Annotated in this window: 22 protein-coding genes; 17 read left to right on the forward strand and 5 right to left on the reverse strand. The window is 70.8% G+C overall.

The features are described 5' to 3' along the window. Window positions 1-79: 79 nt before the first annotated feature. From FB391_RS09785 to FB391_RS09795, 3 genes are all read right to left on the reverse strand, one after another. Window positions 80-1,225 carry a flavin-containing monooxygenase gene (locus FB391_RS09785; RefSeq protein WP_141894223.1) on the reverse strand — a complete coding sequence of 382 codons (1,146 nt, stop codon included), beginning with the start codon at window positions 1,223-1,225 and terminating at the stop codon, window positions 80-82. A gap of 78 nt (window positions 1,226-1,303) precedes the next feature. Further along, window positions 1,304-2,536, reverse strand: a complete 1,233-nt coding sequence (locus FB391_RS09790; RefSeq protein WP_141894224.1) for an MFS transporter — start codon at window positions 2,534-2,536, stop codon at window positions 1,304-1,306. Then, window positions 2,533-2,976 carry a MarR family winged helix-turn-helix transcriptional regulator gene (locus FB391_RS09795; protein ID WP_141894225.1) on the reverse strand — a complete coding sequence of 148 codons (444 nt, stop codon included), beginning with the start codon at window positions 2,974-2,976 and terminating at the stop codon, window positions 2,533-2,535. Before FB391_RS09795 ends, FB391_RS09790 begins: the two co-directional genes overlap by 4 nt. Window positions 2,977-3,171: 195 nt before the next feature. Here FB391_RS09795 and FB391_RS09800 point away from each other — a divergent pair, with 195 nt between their 5' ends. From FB391_RS09800 to FB391_RS09840, 9 genes are read left to right on the forward strand one after another with little or no spacing between them, the layout of a single operon-like run. After that, complete coding sequence (locus tag FB391_RS09800) at window positions 3,172-4,374, forward strand: substrate-binding domain-containing protein (RefSeq protein WP_141894226.1); 1,203 nt, start codon at window positions 3,172-3,174, stop codon at window positions 4,372-4,374. A gap of 20 nt (window positions 4,375-4,394) precedes the next feature. Continuing rightward, window positions 4,395-5,210 carry an ABC transporter ATP-binding protein gene (locus tag FB391_RS09805; RefSeq protein ID WP_141894227.1) on the forward strand — a complete coding sequence of 272 codons (816 nt, stop codon included), beginning with the start codon at window positions 4,395-4,397 and terminating at the stop codon, window positions 5,208-5,210. After that, window positions 5,207-5,920, forward strand: a complete 714-nt coding sequence (locus FB391_RS09810; protein ID WP_141894228.1) for an ABC transporter ATP-binding protein — start codon at window positions 5,207-5,209, stop codon at window positions 5,918-5,920. Before FB391_RS09805 ends, FB391_RS09810 begins: the two co-directional genes overlap by 4 nt. Further along, window positions 5,917-6,792: a branched-chain amino acid ABC transporter permease gene (locus tag FB391_RS09815; RefSeq protein WP_141894229.1), complete on the forward strand. Its 876-nt coding sequence runs from the start codon at window positions 5,917-5,919 to the stop codon at window positions 6,790-6,792. Before FB391_RS09810 ends, FB391_RS09815 begins: the two co-directional genes overlap by 4 nt. After that, window positions 6,789-7,892 carry a branched-chain amino acid ABC transporter permease gene (locus tag FB391_RS09820; protein ID WP_141894230.1) on the forward strand — a complete coding sequence of 368 codons (1,104 nt, stop codon included), beginning with the start codon at window positions 6,789-6,791 and terminating at the stop codon, window positions 7,890-7,892. Before FB391_RS09815 ends, FB391_RS09820 begins: the two co-directional genes overlap by 4 nt. Next, complete coding sequence (locus FB391_RS09825; RefSeq protein ID WP_141894231.1) at window positions 7,889-9,490, forward strand: class I adenylate-forming enzyme family protein; 1,602 nt, start codon at window positions 7,889-7,891, stop codon at window positions 9,488-9,490. The genes FB391_RS09820 and FB391_RS09825 overlap by 4 nt, the downstream gene beginning before the upstream one ends. Next, window positions 9,490-10,185: a TetR/AcrR family transcriptional regulator gene (locus FB391_RS09830; RefSeq protein ID WP_141894232.1), complete on the forward strand. Its 696-nt coding sequence runs from the start codon at window positions 9,490-9,492 to the stop codon at window positions 10,183-10,185. Before FB391_RS09825 ends, FB391_RS09830 begins: the two co-directional genes overlap by 1 nt. After that, window positions 10,182-10,934, forward strand: coding sequence for a 3-hydroxybutyrate dehydrogenase (locus FB391_RS09835; RefSeq protein WP_141894233.1), 753 nt, complete (start codon window positions 10,182-10,184; stop codon window positions 10,932-10,934). Before FB391_RS09830 ends, FB391_RS09835 begins: the two co-directional genes overlap by 4 nt. After that, a complete protein-coding gene (locus FB391_RS09840) occupies window positions 10,931-11,857 on the forward strand; it encodes an alpha/beta fold hydrolase (RefSeq protein WP_246093446.1) in 927 nt (308 codons plus the stop codon). Before FB391_RS09835 ends, FB391_RS09840 begins: the two co-directional genes overlap by 4 nt. Window positions 11,858-11,957: 100 nt before the next feature. Here FB391_RS09840 and FB391_RS09845 read toward each other — a convergent pair whose 3' ends face one another. After that, a complete protein-coding gene (locus tag FB391_RS09845) occupies window positions 11,958-12,743 on the reverse strand; it encodes an IclR family transcriptional regulator (protein ID WP_141894235.1) in 786 nt (261 codons plus the stop codon). A 104-nt stretch (window positions 12,744-12,847) separates the two neighbouring features. Here FB391_RS09845 and FB391_RS09850 point away from each other — a divergent pair, with 104 nt between their 5' ends. From FB391_RS09850 to FB391_RS09860, 3 genes are read left to right on the forward strand one after another with little or no spacing between them, the layout of a single operon-like run. Further along, the gene (locus FB391_RS09850; RefSeq protein ID WP_141894236.1) at window positions 12,848-13,633 is read left to right on the forward strand and encodes a CoA transferase subunit A; all 786 of its coding nucleotides are present in this window, start codon (window positions 12,848-12,850) and stop codon (window positions 13,631-13,633) included. 1 nt (window position 13,634) lies between these two features. Next, on the forward strand, window positions 13,635-14,300 hold the full coding sequence (locus FB391_RS09855) for a CoA transferase subunit B (protein ID WP_185843026.1): 666 nt from the start codon (window positions 13,635-13,637) through the stop codon (window positions 14,298-14,300). After that, a complete protein-coding gene (locus FB391_RS09860; RefSeq protein ID WP_141894237.1) occupies window positions 14,297-15,481 on the forward strand; it encodes an acetyl-CoA C-acetyltransferase in 1,185 nt (394 codons plus the stop codon). The genes FB391_RS09855 and FB391_RS09860 overlap by 4 nt, the downstream gene beginning before the upstream one ends. Before the next feature lie 72 nt (window positions 15,482-15,553). Here the strand turns inward: FB391_RS09860 and FB391_RS09865 are convergent, their stop codons facing one another. After that, on the reverse strand, window positions 15,554-15,808 hold the full coding sequence (locus tag FB391_RS09865; RefSeq protein WP_141894238.1) for a hypothetical protein: 255 nt from the start codon (window positions 15,806-15,808) through the stop codon (window positions 15,554-15,556). Window positions 15,809-16,082: 274 nt separating this feature from the next. Here FB391_RS09865 and FB391_RS09870 point away from each other — a divergent pair, with 274 nt between their 5' ends. From FB391_RS09870 to ilvN, 5 genes are read left to right on the forward strand one after another with little or no spacing between them, the layout of a single operon-like run. Then, window positions 16,083-17,456 carry an alpha,alpha-trehalose-phosphate synthase (UDP-forming) gene (locus FB391_RS09870; protein ID WP_246093486.1) on the forward strand — a complete coding sequence of 458 codons (1,374 nt, stop codon included), beginning with the start codon at window positions 16,083-16,085 and terminating at the stop codon, window positions 17,454-17,456. After that, window positions 17,453-18,232, forward strand: coding sequence for a trehalose-phosphatase (gene otsB / locus FB391_RS09875; protein ID WP_141894239.1), 780 nt, complete (start codon window positions 17,453-17,455; stop codon window positions 18,230-18,232). The genes FB391_RS09870 and otsB overlap by 4 nt, the downstream gene beginning before the upstream one ends. A 48-nt stretch (window positions 18,233-18,280) precedes the next feature. Further along, window positions 18,281-20,002, forward strand: a complete 1,722-nt coding sequence (ilvD, locus tag FB391_RS09880) for a dihydroxy-acid dehydratase (RefSeq protein ID WP_141894240.1) — start codon at window positions 18,281-18,283, stop codon at window positions 20,000-20,002. Between the two features lie 47 nt (window positions 20,003-20,049). Beyond that, window positions 20,050-21,852 carry an acetolactate synthase large subunit gene (locus tag FB391_RS09885; RefSeq protein WP_141894241.1) on the forward strand — a complete coding sequence of 601 codons (1,803 nt, stop codon included), beginning with the start codon at window positions 20,050-20,052 and terminating at the stop codon, window positions 21,850-21,852. A 3-nt stretch (window positions 21,853-21,855) separates the two neighbouring features. Continuing rightward, entirely contained in the window at window positions 21,856-22,365 is a 510-nt protein-coding gene (ilvN, locus tag FB391_RS09890) for an acetolactate synthase small subunit (RefSeq protein WP_141894242.1), read from the forward strand. The last annotated feature ends 27 nt before the right edge of the window (window positions 22,366-22,392 follow it).

Below are 22,392 nucleotides of genomic sequence, written 5' to 3' on the forward strand. Positions count from 1 at the left end.
AGAAGGGCGGTCCGGAAGGACCGCCCTTCTGTCGTTTCTGGCTCGTTCGCGCCCTGCGGGCCCCGGCGAGCCGGGCGACTCAGCCGTGTCGGCGCCGATCCCGCGCGATGGCGCGCGCGGCAGCACGCGCGTCGAGGTTGATCTGCAGCAGAAGCCCCTTCAGGGGGCTGCGCACGCCCACGAACCGCAGTCGTGGCGCGGCCGCGTGCGAGCGCCCGCGGGTGAGCAGCGGCGCACCGTGCGCGTCGAGGACGCCGAGGTGCCCCACGACCGGCCGGAGGCCCGTCGAGTAGCCGGTGGCGGCGATGACCGCGTCCGGGGCGCAGCGGGTGCCGTCGGCGAGGACCGCCTCAGAACCTTCGAAGCGATCGAGCGCCGCGCCCGGTGTCACCGTGCCCGCGCGCAGCGCCGCCACGAGGCCGACATCGATCGTCGGCGTCACCGCCGTCGACCGCTGCTGGGCGACCACACCCGCTCGCGGCGAGGGCATTCCATAGCGCGTCAGGTCGCCGAGGACGACCCGCTGGAGCAGACGGTTCACAGGGTCGGTGCTCCACGCGGGCAGGAAGTCCATCGGGACGGCGAGCATCGTCGTGGGGATCGGGCCGAGCTGCCGCGGGATGATGTTCGGCGGAGTCCGGATCGCCAGCCTCACCTCTGCGGCGCCCTGCTCGGCCAGGTCCGCCGCGATCTCGGCACCGGAGTTGCCCGCGCCGACCACGAGGATCCGCTGCCCGACATAGGGCGCGGCGTCGCGGTACTCCGACGCGTGCAGCACCGCTCCGGGGAAGGATTCCTGACCCGGCCACTGCGGTTCGATCGCCTGACTGCTGAAGCCGGTGGCCAGGACCACCTCGTCGGCGGTGATCGCACCGCCGTCGGTCACCACGCGCCAGCGTGCCCCGTCGGGCTCGACGCGGCGCACCCGGATCCCGAACCGGGGCTGCAGGTCGTGCACGCGTGCGTAGACGCGAAGATAGTGCGCCATGTCGTCCTTGGCCACCCAGCGGCCGAAGCGGCGAGGCATGCGCAGTCCGGGGAGCGCGGACTGGATGCGCGGTGTGTGCAGATGCAGGCGCTCGTAGCGTCGCTCCCACGTCTCGCCGACCCGTTCGCCGGCGTCGACGATCATCGCGTCGATGCCACGGCGACGCAGGCACGCGGCGACTGCCAGCCCAGCCGGGCCCGCGCCGACCACGAGCACCTCGGTGTGCTGATCGTCCACGACTCAGACGCTAGTGAGTGGCGGGCGGCAAAGCGAGCGCCCCGGCCCTGCGAACAGGACCGGGGCGCTGGGCGCGGCTCAGGCGGCGTCGCCGACGAGCACGGCGGCTGCCTCGTCGGCGGCATCCGCTTCGCGCTCGTCGATGCGCGCGAGCGCGCGGCGTCCGATGGCGATCGTCGCCGTCGCGATGAGGACGGATGCCGCGGCGAACACGTACGGGACGGTCGCACCGTACGCGTGCCACAGCCAGGCGGCCAGGGGCGGGGCCGCAGCGCCGCCGAGGAACCGCACGGCCGAGTAGGCCGACGACGCGACCGAGCGCGGCAGGTCCGTCGCCTCCATGACCGACTCCGTCAGCACGGTGTTCATGATGCCGAGCAGCAGGCCGCCGACGATGATGCACACCACGAGAGCCGTCGCGTTCTCGACGAGGATCCCGGCGACGACGAGGTCGATCGCGAGCAGCGGCAGCGTCAGCAGCATGACGGTCGTTCGGGCCAGGAAGCGCAGCAGCAGCGGCGCGACCCACACGCTCGTGATGGCGAGGGCCACGCCCCACCCGAAGAAGGTGAAGCCGATGCCCATCGCCCCGAACCCGAGGGGGAACGGAGAGAAGGCCAGCAGCACGAAGAAGCCGATGTTGTAGAACAGCGCCGTGACCGCCAGCACCGCGAGTGCCGGGATGCGCAGGGCCTTGAACGGGGCCGACAGCGGGACGGGGACGGGCTTCTCGCCCGGCCCGCGCAGGAGCGCCAGCACGGCCACGAACGCGATCGCCATGAGCGCGACGACACCGAAGAACGGGCCGCGCCAGCTCACCTCGCCGAGCAGACCGCCCAGCAGGGGGCCGATGGCGATGCCGAGACCGAGCGCGGCTTCGTACAGGACGATCGCCGCGCTGCTGCCGCCCGAGGCGGCGCCCACGATGGTCGCGAGAGCTGTCGAGATGAACAGGGCGTTGCCGAGGCCCCAGCCCGCGCGGAAGCCGATGATGGCGTCCACGCTGCCCGAGAGCGAGCAGGCGAGAGCGAAGACCACGATGAGCGCGAGGCCGATGAGCAGCGTCGCCTTCGCGCCGATGCGGCTGGAGATCCAGCTCGTGATGAGCATCGCGAGGCCGGTGACGAGCAGGTAGCTCGTGAACAGCAGCTCGGTCTGCACCGGCGTCGCCTCGAGCGACTCGGCGATCGCCGGCAGGATCGGGTCGACCAGGCCGATGCCCATGAAGGCGACGACACAGGCGAACGCGACAGCCCACACCTGTGCGGGCTGACGCCAGACCGAGACCTTTGCGGAGCCGTGCGCGCTCATCGGGCGACCTCCGCGCTGGCGGTGGCGCGGGCGAGGTTCCGCGTCAGCACCTGGGCCGTGGTGCGCAGGGCGTCCCATTCCTGCTCGGTGAGGTCCGCGAAGTGCGGGGCGAGCGCCGACGTCAGGTGCAGCAGCCAGGTCTGGAGCGCCTCCAGGCCGAGCGGGGTCACCGCCAGGACGGTGGCGCGCGAGTCGGCGGCATCCGTCGCACGCGTCAGCAGTCCCTGCTCGACCATCTGGCCGGTCAGCCGGGTCATGCCGGGCTGCGTCACGCGGCTCAGCCGGGCGAGCTCGCCGACGCGCAGCGGACCGTGGTCGCGCAGGATCGTCAGCGTTCGCCACTGGGCGGAAGGGGTTTCGTTCGCTGTCTCGAGCGCCGCCAGCCGCGAGAGCGTGTGGGCGGCGACGAAGAGGGTCTCGATGTCCTGACCGTGTGTCACGTCGACCAAGCATACCAGCGATATATACCCACGGTATGAAAAACCCGGATGCCGCGCCCTGCCGTATCGCGATTCGGTAACGCCGCCCGCTCCGACTTGACCGTGTGCGCCGTTCTTTCTAGATTGCAAATACCTGAATCGGATTTCATGTTGAGTTCGATGCACCAGATCCTTCCGATGGGGAAAGGCACGCACATGCGGGTTACGAAGAAGTTGCTCCTGGGCTCCGTGGTCGTCACGGCAGCGCTCGCCATGGTGGCCTGCGCACCGACCGCCGAGTCGCCGTCCGGCGAATCCACAGACGGCGGTCCGTCCGAGGTCACCGTCGGCATCGTCACGAGCGAGTCCGGTCCGCTGGCCGGCTACGGCAAGCAGTACCTCGATGCCTTCAAGGCCGGGCTCGACTACGCCACCGACGGCACCGGCGAGATCGGCGACACGAAGATCACGGTCGAGTACCGCGACGACGCGGGCGACCCCGACAAGGCGGTCACGGCCGTCAAGGAGCTCATCGGCGAGGGCGTCAACATCATCGCCGGGACGGCGTCGTCGGGCGTCGCGCTGGCCGTCGCGGAGCAGGCGGCTCAGAACAAGGTGCTCTACATCTCGGGTCCGGCCGCCGCCGACGCGATCACCGGCATCAACGACTACACGTTCCGCTCGGGCCGCCAGAGCGCCCAGGACGTCGCGACGGCCGGAACCTTCCTCGACGACATCGAGGGCAAGAAGGTCACCGTCTTCGCGCAGGACAACGCGTTCGGCCAGGGCAACGTCGCCGCCGTCCAGGCGATCCTCGGCGGCAAGGGCGCGACGGTCGAATCGGTGCTCGTCGCCGAGGATGCCACCGAGTTCACGCCGTTCGCGCAGCAGGTGCTGGCGGGCGCTCCCGACCTCGTGTTCGTCGCCTGGGCGGGCGCCACCTCGGGCGCCATGTGGCAGGCGATGAGCCAGCAGGGCGTGATGGACGAGATCCCCGTCGTCACCGGCCTCGGCGACTCCGCGACGTTCGGCGCCTACGGCGAGGCAGCCGAGAAGATCAGCTTCCTCAACCACTACTTCCCGGGCGCTCCCGACAACGACGTCAACGCCGCGATGGTGAAGGCGATCGAGGACGCGGGGGGCACTCCCGACCTGTTCAGCCCCGACGGCTTCAACGCGGCCATCATGATCGTCCACGCGATCGAAGAGGGCAAGGGCGACGTGGACGCGATGGTGTCCTCGCTCGAGGGCTTCGAGTTCGAGGGTCCGAAGGGCACGATGACGGTCCGCGCGAGCGACCACGCCCTCATCCAGGAGATGTACCAGGCGAAGCTCGTCGCCAAGGACGGCACGTTCGTCCCCGAACTGGTCGACACGGTGGCGGCCGACGACGTCGCGCCCGCCGAGGCGACGAAGTAGTCCGGAGCGGCAGGAGAACGATGAGCACCCCCGTCCCGTCCGCGCCCGCTGCGGAGGCCGCGCGCCGCGGCTCCCCGCTGAAGATCGAGGGCCTCGGCCTGCAGATCGGCGGCGCGACGATCCTCAAGGACGTCGAACTCGACGTCGCCGCCGGCTCCCTCGTGGGCGTCATCGGTCCCAACGGCGCCGGAAAGACCACGCTCTTCAACGTGATCTCGGGGCTCATGAAGCCCACGGCCGGCCGCGTCCTGCTGGACGACCGAGACATCACGGCGGCGTCGGTGCCCGCGCGGGCGCGGGCGGGACTGGGGCGCACCTTCCAGACCTCGAGCATCTTCCCGAAGCTGTCGGTGCTCGAGAACGTGCGCCTCGCGGCACAGGTGTCGCTCGGCGGCTCCGGCTCGCTGCTGCACTTCCCGAAGCGGACGGATGCCGCCACCGAGCTCGCTGTCGCGAAGCTCGACGCGGTCGGGCTCGGTCACATGCGCGACGCGCTCGCGGGCGACATCTCGCACGGCGACAAGCGCAAGCTCGAGATCGCCGTGCTGCTGGCCACCGAGGCGAGCATCGTGCTGCTGGACGAGCCCATGGCCGGCGTCGCGTCGGGCGACGTTCCCGGCCTCGTCGAGAACATCCGCGACATGCAGCGCGAGAAGGGGTGCACGCTGCTCATGGTCGAGCACCACATCGACGTGCTCATGGGGCTCGTCGAGAAGGTGGCGGTGATGTACTTCGGCACGATCATCGCGTACGACACCCCGCAGCGGATCATGGAGAACCCGCTCGTGCAGAGCGCGTACCTCGGCGCCGGATCGGCCGGGACGGAGGCGGCATGAGCGGGGAGCCCATCCTGACCGTCCGCGGCCTGCGCTGCACGATCGCCGGCCAGCAGGTCGTCGAGGACGTCTCGTTCGACGTGCCCGCGACCGGCATCACCGCGGTGCTCGGGCGCAACGGCGTCGGCAAGACGTCGACCCTCCGCGGCATCCTCGGTCTCATCTCACGCCGTGGCGAGGTGCGCCTCGCCGGCGAGCGCATCGACGGCCTGCCCACGCACCGCATCGTGCGACGGGGGGTCGGCTACGTGCCCGAGGATCGTGAGGTCTTCTCGAAGCTCACCGTCGCCGAGAACCTGGCGCTGGCCGAACGGCAGCGCACGCCGCGGCGCGAGTTCGTGGCCGAGCTGTTCCCCGACCTCGTCGCACGACGCGATCAGGCCGCGGGCACGCTGTCAGGGGGTCAGCAGCAGATGGTGTCGGTCGCCCGCGCCCTGCTCAACGACAACCGGCTGCTGCTCGTCGACGAGCCCACGAAGGGCCTCGCGCCGAAGATCGTCACCGAGGTCGCCGACGCGCTCGAAGAGGCGTCCAAGACCGTCCCCATCCTCCTCGTCGAGCAGAACCTCGAGGTCGTGCGGCGCCTCGCCGACGACGCCGTCGTGATCGCCGGCGGCCGGGTCGCGCACGTCGGCAAGGCGCGCGAGATCCTCGACGACGAAGACCTCACCCGTCGCCTGCTGGGCGTCCACGTGGAGCATGCCCAATGAGCACCCTCGTCCTCACCCTCATCACCGGCGTCGGCCTGGGTGCCCTCTACTTCCTTGTCGCGAGCGGGCTGAGCCTCATCTACGGCCTCATGCACGTGCTGAACTTCGCGCACGGCGCATTCCTCACCCTCAGCGCGTTCATCGGGTGGATGGTCGCACAGGCGCTCGGCACCGACTCGTGGGGGTCGTTCCTGCTCTCGATCCTGGTGGGCGCGGCCGTGGGCGCCGTGTTCGCGACGCTCACCGAGCTCGTGCTCATCCGCCCGCTGTACGAGCGGCACATCGAGCAGGTGCTCGTCACCGTCGGCCTCTCGTTCGCCGCGGTGGCGCTGTTCGAAGGGATCTGGGGAACGGACCCGGTGCACATCTCGGGGCCGTCGTGGCTCACGCAGACGACCGAGGTGCTGGGTGCCCGCATCCCGAACACGTACTGGGTCCTCATGATCGCCGCGGTGCTCGTGCTGACCGCGCTGGTGCTGTTCCTGCAGAAGACCCGCTACGGCATGATCATCCGCGCCGGCGTCGAGAACCGCTCGATGGTGACGGCGCTCGGAATCGATGTGCGGCGGTCGTTCACGCTGGTCTTCGCGATCGGTGGCGCGGCGGCGGGCATCGGGGGAGTGCTCGCCATGCACTACTCGACGTTCGTGTCGGCGCATCTCGGCCAGACGCTGCTCATCTTCGCGTTCATCGTGACTGTCGTGGGCGGCCTCGGCTCGCTGACCGGCGCTGCGGTGGCGTCCGTCCTCGTGGCCGTGCTGCAGCAGTTCGCGAACTTCTACCTCGGCGGCACCGGCGACTTCATCGTCGTGATCCTGCTGGCCCTCGTGCTGCTGGTGCGGCCGACCGGACTCCTCGGAAGGAGGGCATGATGCGCCGTTACGTCCCCGCTGTCGTGGGCGCCGCGCTCGTCGTGTTCATGGCGGTGCTGCCGCTGCTGAACCTGTCGCTGCCCGGCATCCTCCCCACTCCCACGTACATGCCGGGCACGCTCGCCCTGCTGTCGCTGTGCATGGTGTTCGCCGCGCTGGCGCTGTCGTACAACCTGCTGCTCGGATCGGGAGGGATGCTGTCGTTCGGCCATGCCCTGTACTTCGGGGCGGGCGCGTACGGGCTCGGCATCGCGCTCGAGCACTTCGGCGTGCCGCTGTGGCCGGGCGTGTTCATCGCCCTCATCGGCGGGATGGTCATCGCTCTGGTGACCGGGGCCGTGTCGATGCGGGTGTCGGGCATCCCGTTCGCGATGGTGACCCTCGCGTTCGCGCAGGCCGGGTCGGTGCTGGTGCGCCGCAACTCGCAGGTGACCGGCGGCGAAGAGGGGTTGAGCCTGAACACCGAGCAGGTGCCCGACTTCCTCATCGGCGTCGTCAACACGCGCAACCTGTACTGGTTCACCCTCGCCGTGCTCGTGGTGGTCTATCTCGTGACGCTCTGGGTCGACACCTCCCGTCTCGGCCACCTCGCCCGGGCGACGCGAGAGAACGAGCAGCGCGTGCGTGTGCTGGGCCTCTCGCCGTACCGCGTGAAGCTCATCGTGTTCGTCATCGCGGCGGGACTCGCGAGTCTCGCCGGCGTCGCCTACATGCTGCTGCAGTCGGGCACCGTGCCGCGCTCGGTGTCGGCGGACCTCACGATCACGGTGCTGGTCATGGTGGTGCTGGGTGGTGTGGGGTTCCGCTGGGGTGCCATCGTCGGTGGTGTGCTGTACACGCTCCTCGACCAGCGACTCACCGTGCTCGCGGGATCTGACGCGATCGCAGGTCTTCCGGACTGGCTGCGCGTCCCGCTGTCGGAGCCGCTGTTCCTCCTCGGCGTGCTGTTCATCGTCGTGGTGATGTTCCTCCCGGGCGGCATCGCCGGCACGATCGACGCGGCGGTGCGACGGCGGCGCGGCGAGCGGGCGCGAGGCGCTCTGCGGCAGCTGGACGACGCGGACGACGCGGCTGAGATCCCCGCGGAGGTGCGGGCATGAGCTGGACCTCCGACGCCGAGATCGACGACGGGCCGCACACGATCGGCCGGTGGCTGGTGGACAGCGCCGCGCGCTCGCCCGAGCGCGTCGCGATCGACGACCGCGGTGTCACGACCGACTACGCCACGCTCGCGGCACGATCCCTCGCGCTCGCCGACGGGCTGCGCGACGCCGGATACGGGCCCGGCGACCGGGTCGCGACGGTGTCGGGCAACTCGACCGACCACGTCGTCGCGTTCTTCGCCTGCGCCATCGCCGGCATCGCGTTCGTGCCGCTCTCGTGGCGGCTGACGCCGCGCGAGCTCTCGGACGTGCTGACGCGCTCGGACCCGTCGCTCGTGCTCGTCGAGGACGAGTACGAGGCTCTCGCGGGCGAGGCGCTGCGCCGGAGCGACCGGATGCCGCGGGCCGCGGTGCTCGGGACGACCGGGGTCGAGACGGCCGTGCCCCGGGCGCCGCGTCCGGGCACCTGGCGGCCCGTCCGCGACGACGATCCGCTGCTCATCATCTTCACGTCGGGGAGTGAGGCGGCGCCCAAGGGAGTCGTGCTCACGCACGCGAACTGCTTCTGGAACAACCTCGCCCTCGCGCAGGCGCTGCCCCTCACGCAGGACGACGTGGTGCTGGCGATGCTTCCGCAGTTCCACGTCGCGGCGTGGAACTGCCAGCCGCTGCTGGCGTGGTGGACCGGTGCGACGGTCGTGCTGGAGCGGTCGTTCCAGCCCGCCCGCATCCTGCAGCTCATCGCCGACCGGCACGTCACCGCCATGATGGGCGTGCCCACGCAGTACGCCATGCTCGCCGCCGACGGTGACACGACGGCGGCCGACACCTCGTCGCTGCGTCTGGCCTTGGTGGGGGGCGCCACGATGCCCGTCGAGCTGCAGCGGGCGTGGACCGAGAGGGGCGTGCCGCTCACGCAGGGATACGGCCTGACCGAGGCGGGACCCAACGTGCTTCACCTGCCCGCCGCCGAGGCCGCAGACGCACCGGGCGCCGTCGGCCGCCCGTACCCGCACGTGTCGGTGCGCGTCGTCGACCCGGGGACCGGCCTGCCGCTGGACGGGCCGGCGACCGGTGAGCTGTGGGTGCGCGGGCCCAGCGTGTTCGCCGGATTCCTCGGTGATGAGGCCGCGACGTCGCGCGCGCTGAGCGACGGGTGGCTGCGCACCGGCGACCTGGTCTCGCGCGACGCCGGCGGCGTGTATCGGATCGTCGACCGGCTCAAGGACATCTACATCTCGGGCGGCGAGAACGTCGCGCCCGCCGAGGTCGAATACGCGCTGTGCCTGCACCCGCTCGTCGAGGCGGCCGCCGTGGTGGGCGTGCCCGACGAGGTGTGGGGCGAGCGCGGGATCGCCTTCGTCGTGCGCAGCCCCGGTGCCGCCCTGTCGGCCGATGAGCTCCTCGCGCACGCCCGACGGAACCTCGCGGCGTTCAAGATCCCGGTGCACGTCGAGTTCGTCGACGAGCTGCCGCGCTCGACGATCGAGAAGCTCGCGCGCTCACGGCTGGGCGAACGGGCGCGGGCGCTGCGCGCCCACTCCGACCCACGCGAACAGGCCGAGACCCGTTCGCCGAGCAGGGGGGAATCCTGATGAGCACGTCCGACGAACTCGTCGACCACCACGAGGGGCTCGTGTCGTCCGCGACCGGGCGGCCGCTCACCAAGCGGGGCGAGGCGACCCGCCACAGGCTGCTCGAGGCGGCGGAGCTGGTGTTCGCCGAACAGGGCTACCACGAGGCATCCATCGTCAAGATCACCGAACGAGCGGGCATCGGGCTCGGGACGTTCTACCTGTACTTCGACAGCAAGCAGACGATCTTCGAGGCGCTCGTGCTCGACCTGAACCGTCGCGTGCGCCACTCGATGTCGGAGGCGATGGCCGGCGCGCCCGGCCGGCTCGAGGCCGAGCGGGCGGGTTTCGCGGGATTCTTCCGGTTCACGGCCGAGCATCCTGCGCTGTACCGCGTGGTGCGAGAGGCGGAGTTCGTCTCGCCCGACGTGCTGCGCACGCACTACACGCGGATCGTGGAGGGCTATGAGGCGGGCCTGCGTGCGGCCCAGGCGACGGGCGACGTCGACCGTGCCCTCGACCCCGAGACCACCGCGTGGGCGCTCATGGGCATGGGCGAGCTCATCGGCATGCGGTTCCTGCTGTGGGAGCGCGACGCCGACGGCCGGCCCCCGGCGGAGCTGGACGCGCGCGTGTTCGCCGGCATGACGCGGTTCATCGACAACGCCCTCGCACCGCGACCGGTGACGGGCACAGACACCGAGGAGGACCGATGATCGACCACGATCTGACCGGCAAGCGCGCCCTGGTCACAGGAGGCGCGAGCGGCATCGGTCTCGCGTGCGCGCGCGAGTTCGCCGCGCGCGGCGCCCACGTCATCATCGCGGACTTGAACGCCGACGCCGCGACGGATGCCGCCACCACCGTCGGCGGCGAGCCCTGGGTGGTCGACCTGTCGGACACGACGGCGCTCGACGACCTCACGCTCGACGTCGACATCCTGGTCAACAACGCCGGCATCCAGCGGGTGTCGCCGATCACCGAATTCGACCCCGACACGTTCCGGCTGCTCCTGCGCCTCATGCTCGAGTCGCCGTTCCTGCTGATCCGCGCGGCGCTTCCGGCGATGTACGAGCGCGGCTGGGGTCGTGTCGTCAACGTCTCCAGCGCGCACGGCCTGCGCGCGAGCGCCTTCAAGTCGGCCTACGTGTCGGCCAAGCACGGGCTCGAAGGGCTCTCGAAGGTCACGGCGCTCGAAGGCGCCGCCCACGGCGTGACGAGCAACTGCATCAACCCCGCCTACGTGCGCACGCCGCTGGTCGAGAAGCAGATCGCCGACCAGGCGAAGGTGCACGGCATACCCGAGAGCGAAGTGGTCGAGCAGATCATGCTCACCGAGAGCGCCGTCAAGCGGCTCGTCGAGGCCGACGAGGTCGCCTCGCTCGCCGGCTGGCTGGTGTCCGACAAGGCCGGCATGGTCACGGGTGCCTCGTACACGATCGACGGCGGATGGACGGCGCGGTGAGCCACGGTTATCGCGAGATCGACGTGCCCGTCGACGGCGGCCTGCTGCACGCCGCCGTGTGGGATCCGGATGCTTCGTCTCGTGCCTCGCTCAGCACAAGTGCCGGTCCCGATGCGCCGACCGTGCTGCTCGTGCACGGGGTCACCGCCTCGCACCTGGCGTGGCCGTTCGTCGTCGACCGGCTCCCCGGCGTGCGGGTCGTCGCGCCCGACCTGCGCGGACGCGGACGCAGCAACGGGATCGACGGCGCCGCGGGCATGGCCGCGCACGCCGCTGATCTGGCCGCGCTGCTCGACGCGCTCGGCATCGACCGCACGATTGTCGTCGGGCACTCGATGGGCGCGTTCGTCTCGGTCGTGTTCGCTCACCGGCATCCCGGACGGGTCTCGCGACTCGTGCTGGTCGACGGCGGTCTGCCGCTCGACGTGCCCGCGGGGCTCAGCGCCGACGAGCTGGTCGCGGGCATCCTCGGGCCCACCGCCGCGCGGCTGTCGATGAGGTTCACCGGCCTGGCCGACTACCTCGACTTCTGGCGCTCGCACCCCGCTTTCGCGGACGCGTGGACGCCCGAGCTGGAGCGATATCTCGCCTACGACCTGGTGCCCGACGGCGAGGGCGCGTTCCGCCCCGCCACGAGCTACGCCACGACGGCCGACGACACCGTCGACATGAACACGGGGAGCGCGCTGCCGGACGCGCTCGCCGCACTGCGGCATCCCACTCGACTGCTCACGGTGCCGCGCGGCCTGCAGGACGAGCCGCCGGGGCTGTACGCCCCCGATCACCTCGAGCGGCTGCTGGGGGAGTACCCCGGGGTGCGGCACGAGCGGATCGACGGCTTCAACCACTACACGATCGTGATGTCGCCCGCCGGCGCCGACGTCGTGGCCGATGTCGTGCGCGAGGAGCTGGCCGCTTCCTGAGCGGACGCGGTTCGCTCGGAGATCGCGCCTGTCTCGGACGTTCCGACGCGGATCGTCCGAGACAGGCGGGATCTCCGAATCACCAGGGGGCCGGCACCGGCTAGCGCGACGCCGCGATGCGCGTCGTCAGCTGGTGCGCGTGCGCGAGCAGCGTGCGACCCAGTTCCGGCAGCCGGTCGGGGCCGAAGCGGAACTGGACCCCGGTCAGGCTCAGCGCCCACTGCGGGTGCCCCTCACGCGTGAACACGGCCGCACCGAGACCGTACGACCCTTCGACGATGAGCCCGGGGTTGACGGCGTAGCCGCGCTCCTGCGTGTCGCGCAGCCGGGTGCGCAGCCGCTGCTCGCCGTGAGCGACGCCCCAGTCGTCGGAGAGGGAAGGGTGGCGTTCGAAGTACGCGTCCACATCGTGGGGCGGCAGGAACGCCAGGATGGCGAGGCCGGCCGAGGCCACTCCGAGCGGGAAGCGGACGCCCTCAGACAGCACGAACGACCGGATCGGAAAGCTGCCCTCCTCGCGCAGCAGGCAGACCGTCTCGTCGCCGCGGCGCACCGACAGGAACGCGCTCTCTTCGGTGCGCACCGCGAGGGAGCGGACGATGTCGCGCGCGATCGCGGTGATGTCGTATCGGGATGCCGCGACCGTGCCCATCAGGTAGAGCTCGGGGCCGGGCATCCACCGCCCCGTCCGCTCGTCCTGGTCGACGAGGCCCTCATGCCGCAATGCCGTGAGCAGCCGGTGGGTGGTGGGCCGGGTGAGGTCGGCGCGACGGGCGAGCTCGGCCACCGGCATCCCCTCGTCGCCGGCGGAGGTGACCAGCCGCAGCAGCTGCGCCGCACGGGCGACCGACTGCGCGCCGGGGATGCTGCGCTTCGCCGTGTCCACGATATGGACGGTAGGCGATGTGCCATCCACATGGCAAGCGGCGCCTCGCGTGCGACCCCCGGACCGGAAGAGGATGAGGGGGATCCGCAACGAAGGAGTGGCACGTGATCGACAAGACCTGGGGCTCGGCGGCCGAGGCCGTCGCCGACATCCCCGACGGGGCGTCTCTCGCGGTGGGAGGGTTCGGGCTCTCGGGCAACCCCATCGCGCTCATCGAGGCGCTGCTCGCACAGGGCACGAGCGACCTGCGCATCGTCAGCAACAACTGCGGCGTCGACGACTGGGGACTCGGCGTGCTGCTGAACGCCAAGCGCATCAGCAAGATGACCTCGTCGTACGTGGGCGAGAACAAGGAGTTCGAGCGGCAGTTCCTCTCGGGCGAGCTCGAGCTCGAGCTCACACCGCAGGGCACGCTCGCCGAGAAGCTGCGGGCCGGCGGCTCGGGCATCGCCGCCTTCTACACGCAGACCGGCGTCGGCACCCAGGTCGCCGAGGGCGGCCTGCCGCGCAAGTACGCCGCGGACGGCAGCATCGCCGTCGCATCGCCCGTCAAGGACGTGCGCACGTTCGACGTCGGCGGCAGGGCCCGCGACTTCGTGCTCGAAGAGGCCATCGTCACCGACTTCGCGCTCGTGCACGCGCTGCGCGGCGACCGCCACGGCAACCTCGTCTTCAACAAGGCCGCCCGCAACTTCAACCCGCTGGCAGCGATGGCCGGCCGCGTGTGCATCGCGCAGGTCGAAGAGCTCGTGGAGCCGGGTGAGCTCGACCCCGACGGCATCCACCTCCCCGGCATCTACGTGCACCGCATCGTCGAGGTCGGCACAGGCATCGAGAAGCGCATCGAGCGACGCACCGTCGCCGCCCCCGCGAACACGGAAGGAGCCTGACATGCCGCTCACCCGCACCGAGATGGCCGCCCGCGCGGCCCGCGAGCTCGCCGACGGCGCGTACGTCAACCTCGGGATCGGGCTGCCGACCCTGGTGCCCAACTACGTGCCCGACGGCGTGACGGTCGTGCTGCAGTCAGAGAACGGCATCCTCGGCGTCGGCCCGTATCCGACGGACGAGAACGTGGACCCGGACCTCATCAACGCCGGCAAAGAGACGGTGACGACGCTCCCCGGCGCGGCGTTCTTCGACTCGGCGACGAGCTTCGGCATGATCCGCGGCGGCAAGATCGACGCCGCGATCCTCGGCGCCATGCAGGTCTCGGCCACCGGCGACCTCGCGAACTGGATGATCCCCGGCAAGATGGTCAAGGGACCGGGCGGGGCGATGGACCTCGTCCACGGCGCCGCGAAGGTCATCGTGCTCATGGAGCACGTCGCCAAGGACGGCTCGGCCAAGATCGTGGACGAGTGCTCGCTGCCCCTCACGGGGCGCGGCGTCGTCGACCGGATCATCACGGACCTCGCGGTCATCGACGTGACGGATGCCGGACTCGTGCTGGTCGAGACCGCCCCCGGTGTCACCGTGGCCGACGTGATCGCGGCCACCGAACCCGAACTGCAGGTCGCGGATGCGCTCCTGGTAGGCATCAAGGAGGAATCATGAACCACGACGACATCGTCATCGTCGCCGCCGCCCGCACGCCGCAGGGCCGGCTGAAGGGTCAGCTCGCGCCGCTCACCGCGGTGCAGCTCGGCAGCGCCGCCATCCGCGGTGCGCTGTCGCAGGGCGGCATCCCCGCCGACGCCGTCGACGCCGTGCTGGTCGGTCAGGTGCTCGCCGCCGGAGCCGGCCAGAACCCTGCCCGTCAGGCCGCGGTGGGAGCCGGCATCCCGTGGGACGTGCATTCGGGCTCGGTCAACAAGGTGTGCCTGTCCGGTCTCACGGCCATCATCGACGGCGCGCGGATGCTGGCCGTCGGCGACGCGACGGTGGTCGTCGCCGCCGGCATGGAGTCGATGACCCGCGCGCCGCACCTGCTGATGGGCTCGCGCGAAGGGTGGGCGTACGGCTCGGTCGAGGTGCTCGACCACATGGCGTACGACGGTCTCACCGACGCGTACGACGCCGAGAGCATGGGCGCCTCGACCGAGCGGCACAACGAGCGCTTCGAGGTGACGCGTGAGGATCAGGATGCCGTCGCCGCGCGCTCGCACCAGCGCGCCGCCGCCGCGCAGGAGGCCGGCGTGTTCGACGCCGAGATCGTTCCCGTCGAGATCCCGCAGCGGCGAGGGGAACCTGTGGTCGTCACGAAGGACGAGGGCATCCGGCCTGGGACCACGGTCGAGACCCTCGGCGGCCTGCGCCCCGCCTTCGCGTCGGGCGGCTCGATCACCGCCGGCAATTCGTCGCAGATCTCGGACGGCGCGTCGGCGGTGGTGCTCACCACCCGCTCGCACGCCGACGCGAACGGCTGGTCGGTGCTCGCCGTGGTCGGCGCGTCCGGGCAGGTCGCCGGCCCAGACAACTCGCTGCACGCGCAGCCCGCCCGGGCGATCGAGAAGGCTTGCACCAAGCAGGGCATCTCGCCGGCCGATCTCGATCTGGTCGAGATCAACGAGGCCTTCGGTGCGGTCGTCGCCCGCTCGCAGCGCGAGCTCGGCCTCTCCGACGACGTGGTCAACCCGCACGGCGGCGGCATCGCGATCGGGCACCCGATCGGCGCGTCCGGCAACCGGCTCGTCGTCCACGCGGTGCACGAGCTGGTCCGCCGCGGCGGCGGCACCGCGGCCGTCGCACTGTGCGGCGGCGGCGGTCAGGGCGACGCGCTGATCCTCACGCGCTGATCCCAGGCCGGGCCGCAGCCATACGCCGAGGGGCGGGGCATGTGCCCCGCCCCTCGGCGTACCTCCGATGCGTCAGCTCTCCAGCCGACGCTTGAGCAGCTTCTTCTCACGACCGTGCACGGGGGAGTCGCCCGCGATGAGGTGGCCGCGCGACGCGCGGCGCACATCGACGATCGCGCCGACCGCCAGCGCCAGCGAGATGCCCCAGCTGGCCCACGCCAGCGCGGTGCGCCACGTGAACGGCTCGTTCTCGCGCAGTGCGCGAAGCAGCGTGAGTCCTCCCGTGAACGCCGTGATGATGCCGGTGCCGAAGAGGTACTTGCGCATGCCGCAACGTTAGCGCCACGGGCCGTCCGCGGGGTGCCCTTGACATGCCGAGGCGCGGCAGTCAAGGGACGTCAGGGGCCTGGACGCCGCTGTTAGCCTGAGCGTGCCGCGTCCACGAACCGTCAGGAGCCCCGTGACAGTGCCGAAAGCCGCCGAGCCGGCAGAGCCCGCGCCGAGAGGTCAGAGCCGAGGATCCGCACCGGAGCAGGTGTCGGAGGCCGACCGCCGCGCGGATCTGGTCGTCGTCGCGAACCGCCTCCCGGTCGACAAGGTGATGGAGCCCGACGGTGACACGGAGTGGCGGCGGTCGCCCGGCGGGCTCGTCACCGCGCTGGAACCCGTCATGCGGCGCGCGGACGGCGCGTGGGTGGGCTGGCCCGGTCAGCCCGACATCGAGGTCGAGCCGTTCGAGTTCGAGGGCACGCACCTGGTGCCGGTCTCGCTGAGCGCCGACGAGATCGAGAACTACTACGAAGGCATGTCGAACGACACCTTCTGGCCGCTGTACCACGACGTCATCTCGCCGCCCCGGTACCGCCGCGTGTGGTGGGACGCCTACGTGCGCGTGAACCGCCGCTTCGCCGAAGCCGCCGCCTCGGTCGCGGCGGAGGGGGCCACCGTCTGGGTGCAGGACTACCAGCTGCAGCTCGTGCCCGCGATGCTCCGCGAGGCGCGGCCCGACCTCACGATCGGCTACTTCCACCACATCCCCTTCCCGGCATACGGCCTGTACTCGCAGCTCCCGTGGCGCCGCCAGGTGCTCGAGGGACTCCTCGGCGCCGACGTCATCGGCTTCCAGCGGGTGGCGGATGCGGGCAACTTCGCGCGTGCCGTCAGGCGCCAGCTGCGGTACCAGACGAAGGCGACGGGCATCACGGTGCCGCAGGCCGACGGCACCACGCGCAACGCGCTCGCGAAGGCGTTCCCCATCTCGATCGACACATCGTCGTACATCGAGCTCGCGGAGCGGCCGGACATCGTCGCCCGGGCGGCCGAGATCCGCGAGAGCCTCGGCAACCCGAAGAAGATCCTCCTGGGCGTCGACCGCCTCGACTACACCAAGGGCATCCGCCACCGCCTCAAGGCCTTCGGCGAGCTGCTCGAGGACGGGCGGCTGAACGTCGAGGACGTGACGCTCGTCCAGGTCGCCAGTCCCAGCCGTGAACGCGTCGACGCGTACATGCAGCTGCGGGACGAGATCGAGCTCACCGTCGGACGCATCAACGGCGACCACGACACCATGGGGCACACCGCGATCCGCTACCTGCACCAGGCGTACCCCCGGGAAGAGATGGTCGCGCTCTTCCGCGCCGCCGACGTCATGCTCGTCACGGCGCTGCGCGACGGCATGAACCTCGTCGCGAAGGAGTACGTCGCCACGCGCACCGACAACCGGGGCGTCCTCGTGCTGAGCGAGTTCGCGGGCGCCGCAGACGAGCTGCCGAGCGCGATCCGCATCAACCCTCACGACATCGGCGGCATGAAAGAGGCGATCATGCGCGCCATCGAGATGCCGGCCGCCGAGCAGGGGCGCCGCATGCGGGCGCTGCGCAAGAAGGTGCTCGAGAACGACGTCGACCGGTGGTCGCGGTCGTTCCTGGACGCGCTCGACGAGGCGCGCCGCGCCAAGAAGCGGGGCCGCGCGTGAGCGCTGCGGACGACGCGATCGCCCGGCTCGCGGCATCCTCCCGCCTCCTGGTCGCGCTGGACTTCGACGGCACGCTCTCGCCGCTGGAGGACGAGCCGATGGACGCGCGCATGCTGCCCGCCGCACGGGTGGCGATCGACGCCCTCCTCGCCGCGCCCGAGACGGTGGTGGCCTTCGTGTCAGGGCGCAGTCTCGTCGACCTGCGGGTCATCGCCGAGCACGACGACGGGGCCGGCGTGTGGCTGGCGGGGTCGCACGGGGCGGAGTTCTGGATCCCCGGGGAGGGACTCGTCAGCCACGGCGAGGACCAGGGCGCCGCTGCGCTGCGCGACGCCCTGCGCGCTCACGCCGAACGCGCGACAGCACACCTGGACGGCGTGTGGATCGAGCCGAAGACGTTCGGGTTCGGCGTGCACACCCGCCGCGCCGACGCCGCGGACGCCGAGGAGGCGAACCGCCTCGTCGACGCCATCGTCGCCGAGGAGGCGCCGCAGTGGCGTCGGCGCACCGGTCACAACATCGTCGAGTTCGCGTTCCGCCACGAGGGCAAGGACTCCGCCGTCGCGGAGCTGCGTGAGCGCGTGGGCGCGACGGCCGTGCTGTTCGCCGGCGACGACGTCACGGACGAGGACGCCATCGCGAGCCTCGGGGCCGGCGACGTCGGGGTGCGGGTCGGCGACGGGCCGTCCGCAGCGGCCGTCCGGGTGCCCGACATCGCCGCGCTGGCGGCGCTGCTGGCCCGTCTCGCACGGGAGCGCACGCGCGCGCTGGGCTGAGGCGTCATGCCGGACGAGCGGGTGCCGGAGCGGGAATAGACTGCAACAATGGCCCGGCCCGATTCACCCGCAGCTGATAACTCCATCGACATCAAGCCCCGCAGCCGCGTCGTCACCGACGGCATCGAAGCGACGACGTCCCGCGGAATGCTCCGCGCCGTCGGCATGGGCGACGAGGACTGGGACAAGCCCCAGATCGGCATCGCGTCCAGCTGGAACGAGATCACCCCCTGCAACCTGAGCCTGGACCGGCTCGCGCAGGGCGCCAAGGAGGGCGTGCACGCCGGCGGCGGCTACCCGCTGCAGTTCGGCACGATCTCGGTGTCGGACGGCATCTCGATGGGCCACGAGGGCATGCACTTCTCGCTCGTCTCGCGCGAGGTCATCGCCGACTCCGTCGAGACCGTCATCATGGCCGAGCGGCTCGACGGCTCGGTGCTGCTCGCCGGCTGCGACAAGTCGATCCCCGGCATGCTGATGGCCTCCGCCCGGCTCGACCTGTCGAGCGTCTTCCTGTACGCCGGTTCGATCGCGCCCGGCTGGGTCAAGCTCTCGGACGGCACCGAGAAGGACGTCACGATCATCGACTCGTTCGAGGCCGTCGGCGCGTGCCTGGCCGGCAAGATGAGCGAGGCCGACCTCAAGCGCATCGAGTGCGCGATCGCGCCCGGCGAGGGCGCGTGCGGCGGCATGTACACCGCCAACACGATGGCGTCGGTCGCCGAGGCGCTCGGACTCAGCCTGCCGGGCTCCGCCGCTCCGCCGTCGGCGGACCGCCGCCGCGACTACTTCGCCCACCGCTCGGGCGAGGCCGTCGTGAACCTGCTGCGCCAGGGCATAACGACCCGCGACATCCTGACGAAGGAGGCGTTCGAGAACGCCATCGCCCTCGCGATGGCGCTCGGCGGCTCGACCAACGTCGTGCTCCACCTGCTCGCCATCGCGCGCGAGGCCGACGTCGAGCTGAGCCTGCACGACTTCAACCGCATCGGCGACAAGGTGCCGCACGTGGCCGACATGAAGCCGTTCGGCAAGTACGTCATGAACGACGTCGATCGCCACGGCGGCATCCCCGTGATCATGAAGGCCATGCTCGACGAGGGCCTGCTCCACGGCGACGCGCTCACCGTGACCGGCAAGACGCTCGCCGAGAACCTGGCGGACCTGAACCCCGACCCGGTGGACGGCACGGTCATCCACTCGTTCGACGACCCGATCCACGCCAAGGGCGGCATCACGATCCTCCACGGCTCGATCGCCCCCGAGGGTGCGGTCGTGAAGAGCGCGGGCTTCGACGCCGACGTGTTCGAGGGTCCCGCCCGCGTGTTCGAGCGCGAGCGCGCCGCCATGGACGCGCTGGAGGCCGGCGAGATCAACGCCGGCGATGTCGTCGTGATCCGCTACGAGGGCCCCAAGGGCGGCCCGGGCATGCGCGAGATGCTCGCCATCACCGCGGCCATCAAGGGCGCGGGGCTCGGAAAAGATGTACTACTCTTGACGGACGGACGATTCTCAGGCGGCACAACCGGCCTGTGCATCGGCCACATAGCACCCGAAGCGGTGGACGCAGGTCCCATCGCCTTCGTGCGCGATGGTGATCTGATACGGGTCGATATCGCGGCTCGCACTCTCGACCTACTCGTCGATGAGACCGAGCTGAGCTCCCGCCGCTCTGGCTGGGAGCCGCTTCCCCCGCGCTATACCCGTGGCGTCCTTGCCAAGTACTCCCGTCTCGTGCGCTCCGCTGCGGAGGGCGCGACGACCGGTTGAGTGCTGGCTTCCGACATCCCCTCCGACAGGAATCAGAGGATCCCTTCATGTCAGCCGACACCGCCGCCATTCCGCGGCCGCCAGCCCGCACCGCTTCGACGCCCGTGCTCACGGGCGCGGAGGCGGTCGTCCGTTCCCTCGATCTGCTGGGGGTGACCGACGTCTTCGGTCTTCCCGGCGGCGCGATCATGCCCGTGTACGACCCGCTCATGGACGATGAGTCGGTCCGCCACATCCTCGTCCGGCACGAGCAGGGTGCGGGCCACGCCGCGGAGGGCTATGCCGCGGCGTCCGGACGCGTCGGCGTCGCGATCGCGACGTCCGGCCCCGGCGCGACGAACCTCGTGACCGCGATCGCGGACGCGTACATGGACTCCGTCCCGATCGTGTGCATCACGGGCCAGGTCTTCTCGACCCTCATGGGGACGGATGCCTTCCAGGAGGCCGACATCGTCGGCATCACGATGCCGATCACGAAGCACTCCTTCCTCGTGAAGCGTGCGGAAGACATCCCCGGGGCGATCGCCGCCGCGTTCGAGATCGCCGCGACGGGCCGTCCGGGCCCGGTGCTGGTGGACATCACGAAGGACGCGCAGCAGGCTGAGGCGCCCTTCGTGTGGCCGCCGAAGATCGATCTGCCCGGGTACCGCCCGGTGACGAAGGCGCACGGCAAGCAGATCCAGGCGGCCGCGCAGCTGATCGCCGAGGCCAGGAAGCCGGTCCTGTACGTCGGCGGCGGTGTCATCCGCGCGCAGGCGTCGGACGAGCTCCGCACGCTCGCCGAGGCGACCGGCGCCCCCGTGGTGACCACGCTGATGGCGCGCGGCGCGTTCCCCGACTCGCACGCGCAGCACCTCGGCATGCCGGGCATGCACGGCACCGTGCCGGCCGTGCTGGCGCTGCAGGAGTCGGATCTGATCGTGGCACTCGGCGCGCGCTTCGACGACCGCGTCACGGGCAAGGCGTCGCTGTTCGCACCGCACGCCAAGGTGGTGCACGTCGACATCGACCCCGCCGAGATCTCGAAGATCCGCACGGCCGACGTGCCGATCGTGGGCGACCTGAAGGACGTCCTCGTCGACCTGGACGCGGCGTACCGCGTCGCGGCGGCGGAGACGACGGCCGACATCACCGAGTGGTGGTCGTTCCTCGACGGCCTGCGTGACGAGTTCCCCCTCGGGTACTCGCAGCCCACCGACGGCCTGATGTCGCCGCAGTACGTGATCCAGCGCATCGGCGAGCTGACCGGTCCCGAGGGCATCTACGCCGCGGGCGTGGGCCAGCACCAGATGTGGGCCGCGCAGTTCATCAAGTACGAGCGGCCCAATGCCTGGCTGAACTCGGGCGGCGCGGGAACGATGGGCTACTCGGTGCCGGCCGCCATGGGCGCGAAGGTCGCCGAACCCGACCGCGTGGTGTGGGCGATCGACGGCGACGGATGCTTCCAGATGACCAATCAGGAGCTCGCCACCTGCGCGATCAACAACATCCCGATCAAGGTCGCGATCATCAACAACTCGTCGCTGGGCATGGTGCGGCAGTGGCAGACGCTGTTCTACGACGGACGCCACTCCAACACGGACCTCAACACCGGCCACGGCACGGTCCGCATCCCCGACTTCGTCAAGCTCGCCGAGGCCTACGGATGCCTCGCGCTGCGCGTCGAGAAGGAGGAGGACGTGGATGCCGCGATCAAGACCGCACTGGAGACGAACGACCGGCCGGTCGTGATCGACTTCGTGGTGAGCGCCGACGCCATGGTGTGGCCGATGGTGCCGCAGGGCGTCAGCAACAGCTACGTCCAGTACGCGCGGGACCACTCGCCCGCCTTCGCAGAGCAGGAGGACTGAGACATGACGAGTCACGTGCTGAGCCTCCTCGTCGAGGACAAGCCGGGTCTGCTGACCCGCGTCGCCGGACTGTTCGCCCGCCGCGGGTTCAACATCGAGTCGCTCGCGGTGGGTGTGACCGAGGTGCCGGGCCTCTCGCGCATCACGGTGGTCGTGGACGTCGACGAGCTGCCCCTGGAGCAGGTCACGAAGCAGCTCAACAAGCTGATCAACGTGATCAAGATCGTCGAGCTCGACCCGGCAGGGTCGGTGCAGCGCGAGCACATGCTCATCAAGGTGCGCGCCGACAACCAGACCCGCTCCAACGTGCTGGAGGTCGTGAACCTCTTCCGTGCGCAGATCGTCGACTACGCCCCGGACGCGCTCGTGGTCGAGGTGACCGGCGACAAGGGCAAGGTCGAGGCCTTCCTGCGCGCCCTCGAGCCGTTCGGCATCAAGGAGCTGGCCCAGTCGGGCCTCGTCGCGATCGGTCGCGGCGGAAAGAGCATCACCGAGCGCGTGCTGCGCGGCTGATCCATCCGAGCCGCCGTGCGCGGCATC

The organism is Microbacterium kyungheense, assembly GCF_006783905.1.
Lineage (GTDB): Bacteria > Actinomycetota > Actinomycetes > Actinomycetales > Microbacteriaceae > Microbacterium > Microbacterium kyungheense.

What these genes read in the sequence shown, in the direction of transcription:
- FB391_RS09790 (WP_141894224.1), bottom strand. Translation starts at nt 2,536, where the DNA reads ATGAGCGCGCACGGCTCCGCAAAGGTCTCGGTCTGGCGTCAGCCCGCA.
- FB391_RS09800 (WP_141894226.1), top strand. Translation starts at nt 3,172, where the DNA reads ATGCGGGTTACGAAGAAGTTGCTCCTGGGCTCCGTGGTCGTCACGGCA.
- FB391_RS09805 (WP_141894227.1), top strand. Translation starts at nt 4,395, where the DNA reads ATGAGCACCCCCGTCCCGTCCGCGCCCGCTGCGGAGGCCGCGCGCCGC.
- FB391_RS09810 (WP_141894228.1), top strand. Translation starts at nt 5,207, where the DNA reads ATGAGCGGGGAGCCCATCCTGACCGTCCGCGGCCTGCGCTGCACGATC.
- FB391_RS09815 (WP_141894229.1), top strand. Translation starts at nt 5,917, where the DNA reads ATGAGCACCCTCGTCCTCACCCTCATCACCGGCGTCGGCCTGGGTGCC.
- FB391_RS09820 (WP_141894230.1), top strand. Translation starts at nt 6,789, where the DNA reads ATGATGCGCCGTTACGTCCCCGCTGTCGTGGGCGCCGCGCTCGTCGTG.
- FB391_RS09825 (WP_141894231.1), top strand. Translation starts at nt 7,889, where the DNA reads ATGAGCTGGACCTCCGACGCCGAGATCGACGACGGGCCGCACACGATC.
- FB391_RS09830 (WP_141894232.1), top strand. Translation starts at nt 9,490, where the DNA reads ATGAGCACGTCCGACGAACTCGTCGACCACCACGAGGGGCTCGTGTCG.
- FB391_RS09835 (WP_141894233.1), top strand. Translation starts at nt 10,182, where the DNA reads ATGATCGACCACGATCTGACCGGCAAGCGCGCCCTGGTCACAGGAGGC.
- FB391_RS09855 (WP_185843026.1), top strand. Translation starts at nt 13,635, where the DNA reads ATGCCGCTCACCCGCACCGAGATGGCCGCCCGCGCGGCCCGCGAGCTC.
- FB391_RS09860 (WP_141894237.1), top strand. Translation starts at nt 14,297, where the DNA reads ATGAACCACGACGACATCGTCATCGTCGCCGCCGCCCGCACGCCGCAG.
- FB391_RS09865 (WP_141894238.1), bottom strand. Translation starts at nt 15,808, where the DNA reads ATGCGCAAGTACCTCTTCGGCACCGGCATCATCACGGCGTTCACGGGA.
- FB391_RS09870 (WP_246093486.1), top strand. Translation starts at nt 16,083, where the DNA reads ATGGAGCCCGACGGTGACACGGAGTGGCGGCGGTCGCCCGGCGGGCTC.
- ilvD (WP_141894240.1), top strand. Translation starts at nt 18,281, where the DNA reads ATGGCCCGGCCCGATTCACCCGCAGCTGATAACTCCATCGACATCAAG.
- FB391_RS09885 (WP_141894241.1), top strand. Translation starts at nt 20,050, where the DNA reads ATGTCAGCCGACACCGCCGCCATTCCGCGGCCGCCAGCCCGCACCGCT.
- ilvN (WP_141894242.1), top strand. Translation starts at nt 21,856, where the DNA reads ATGACGAGTCACGTGCTGAGCCTCCTCGTCGAGGACAAGCCGGGTCTG.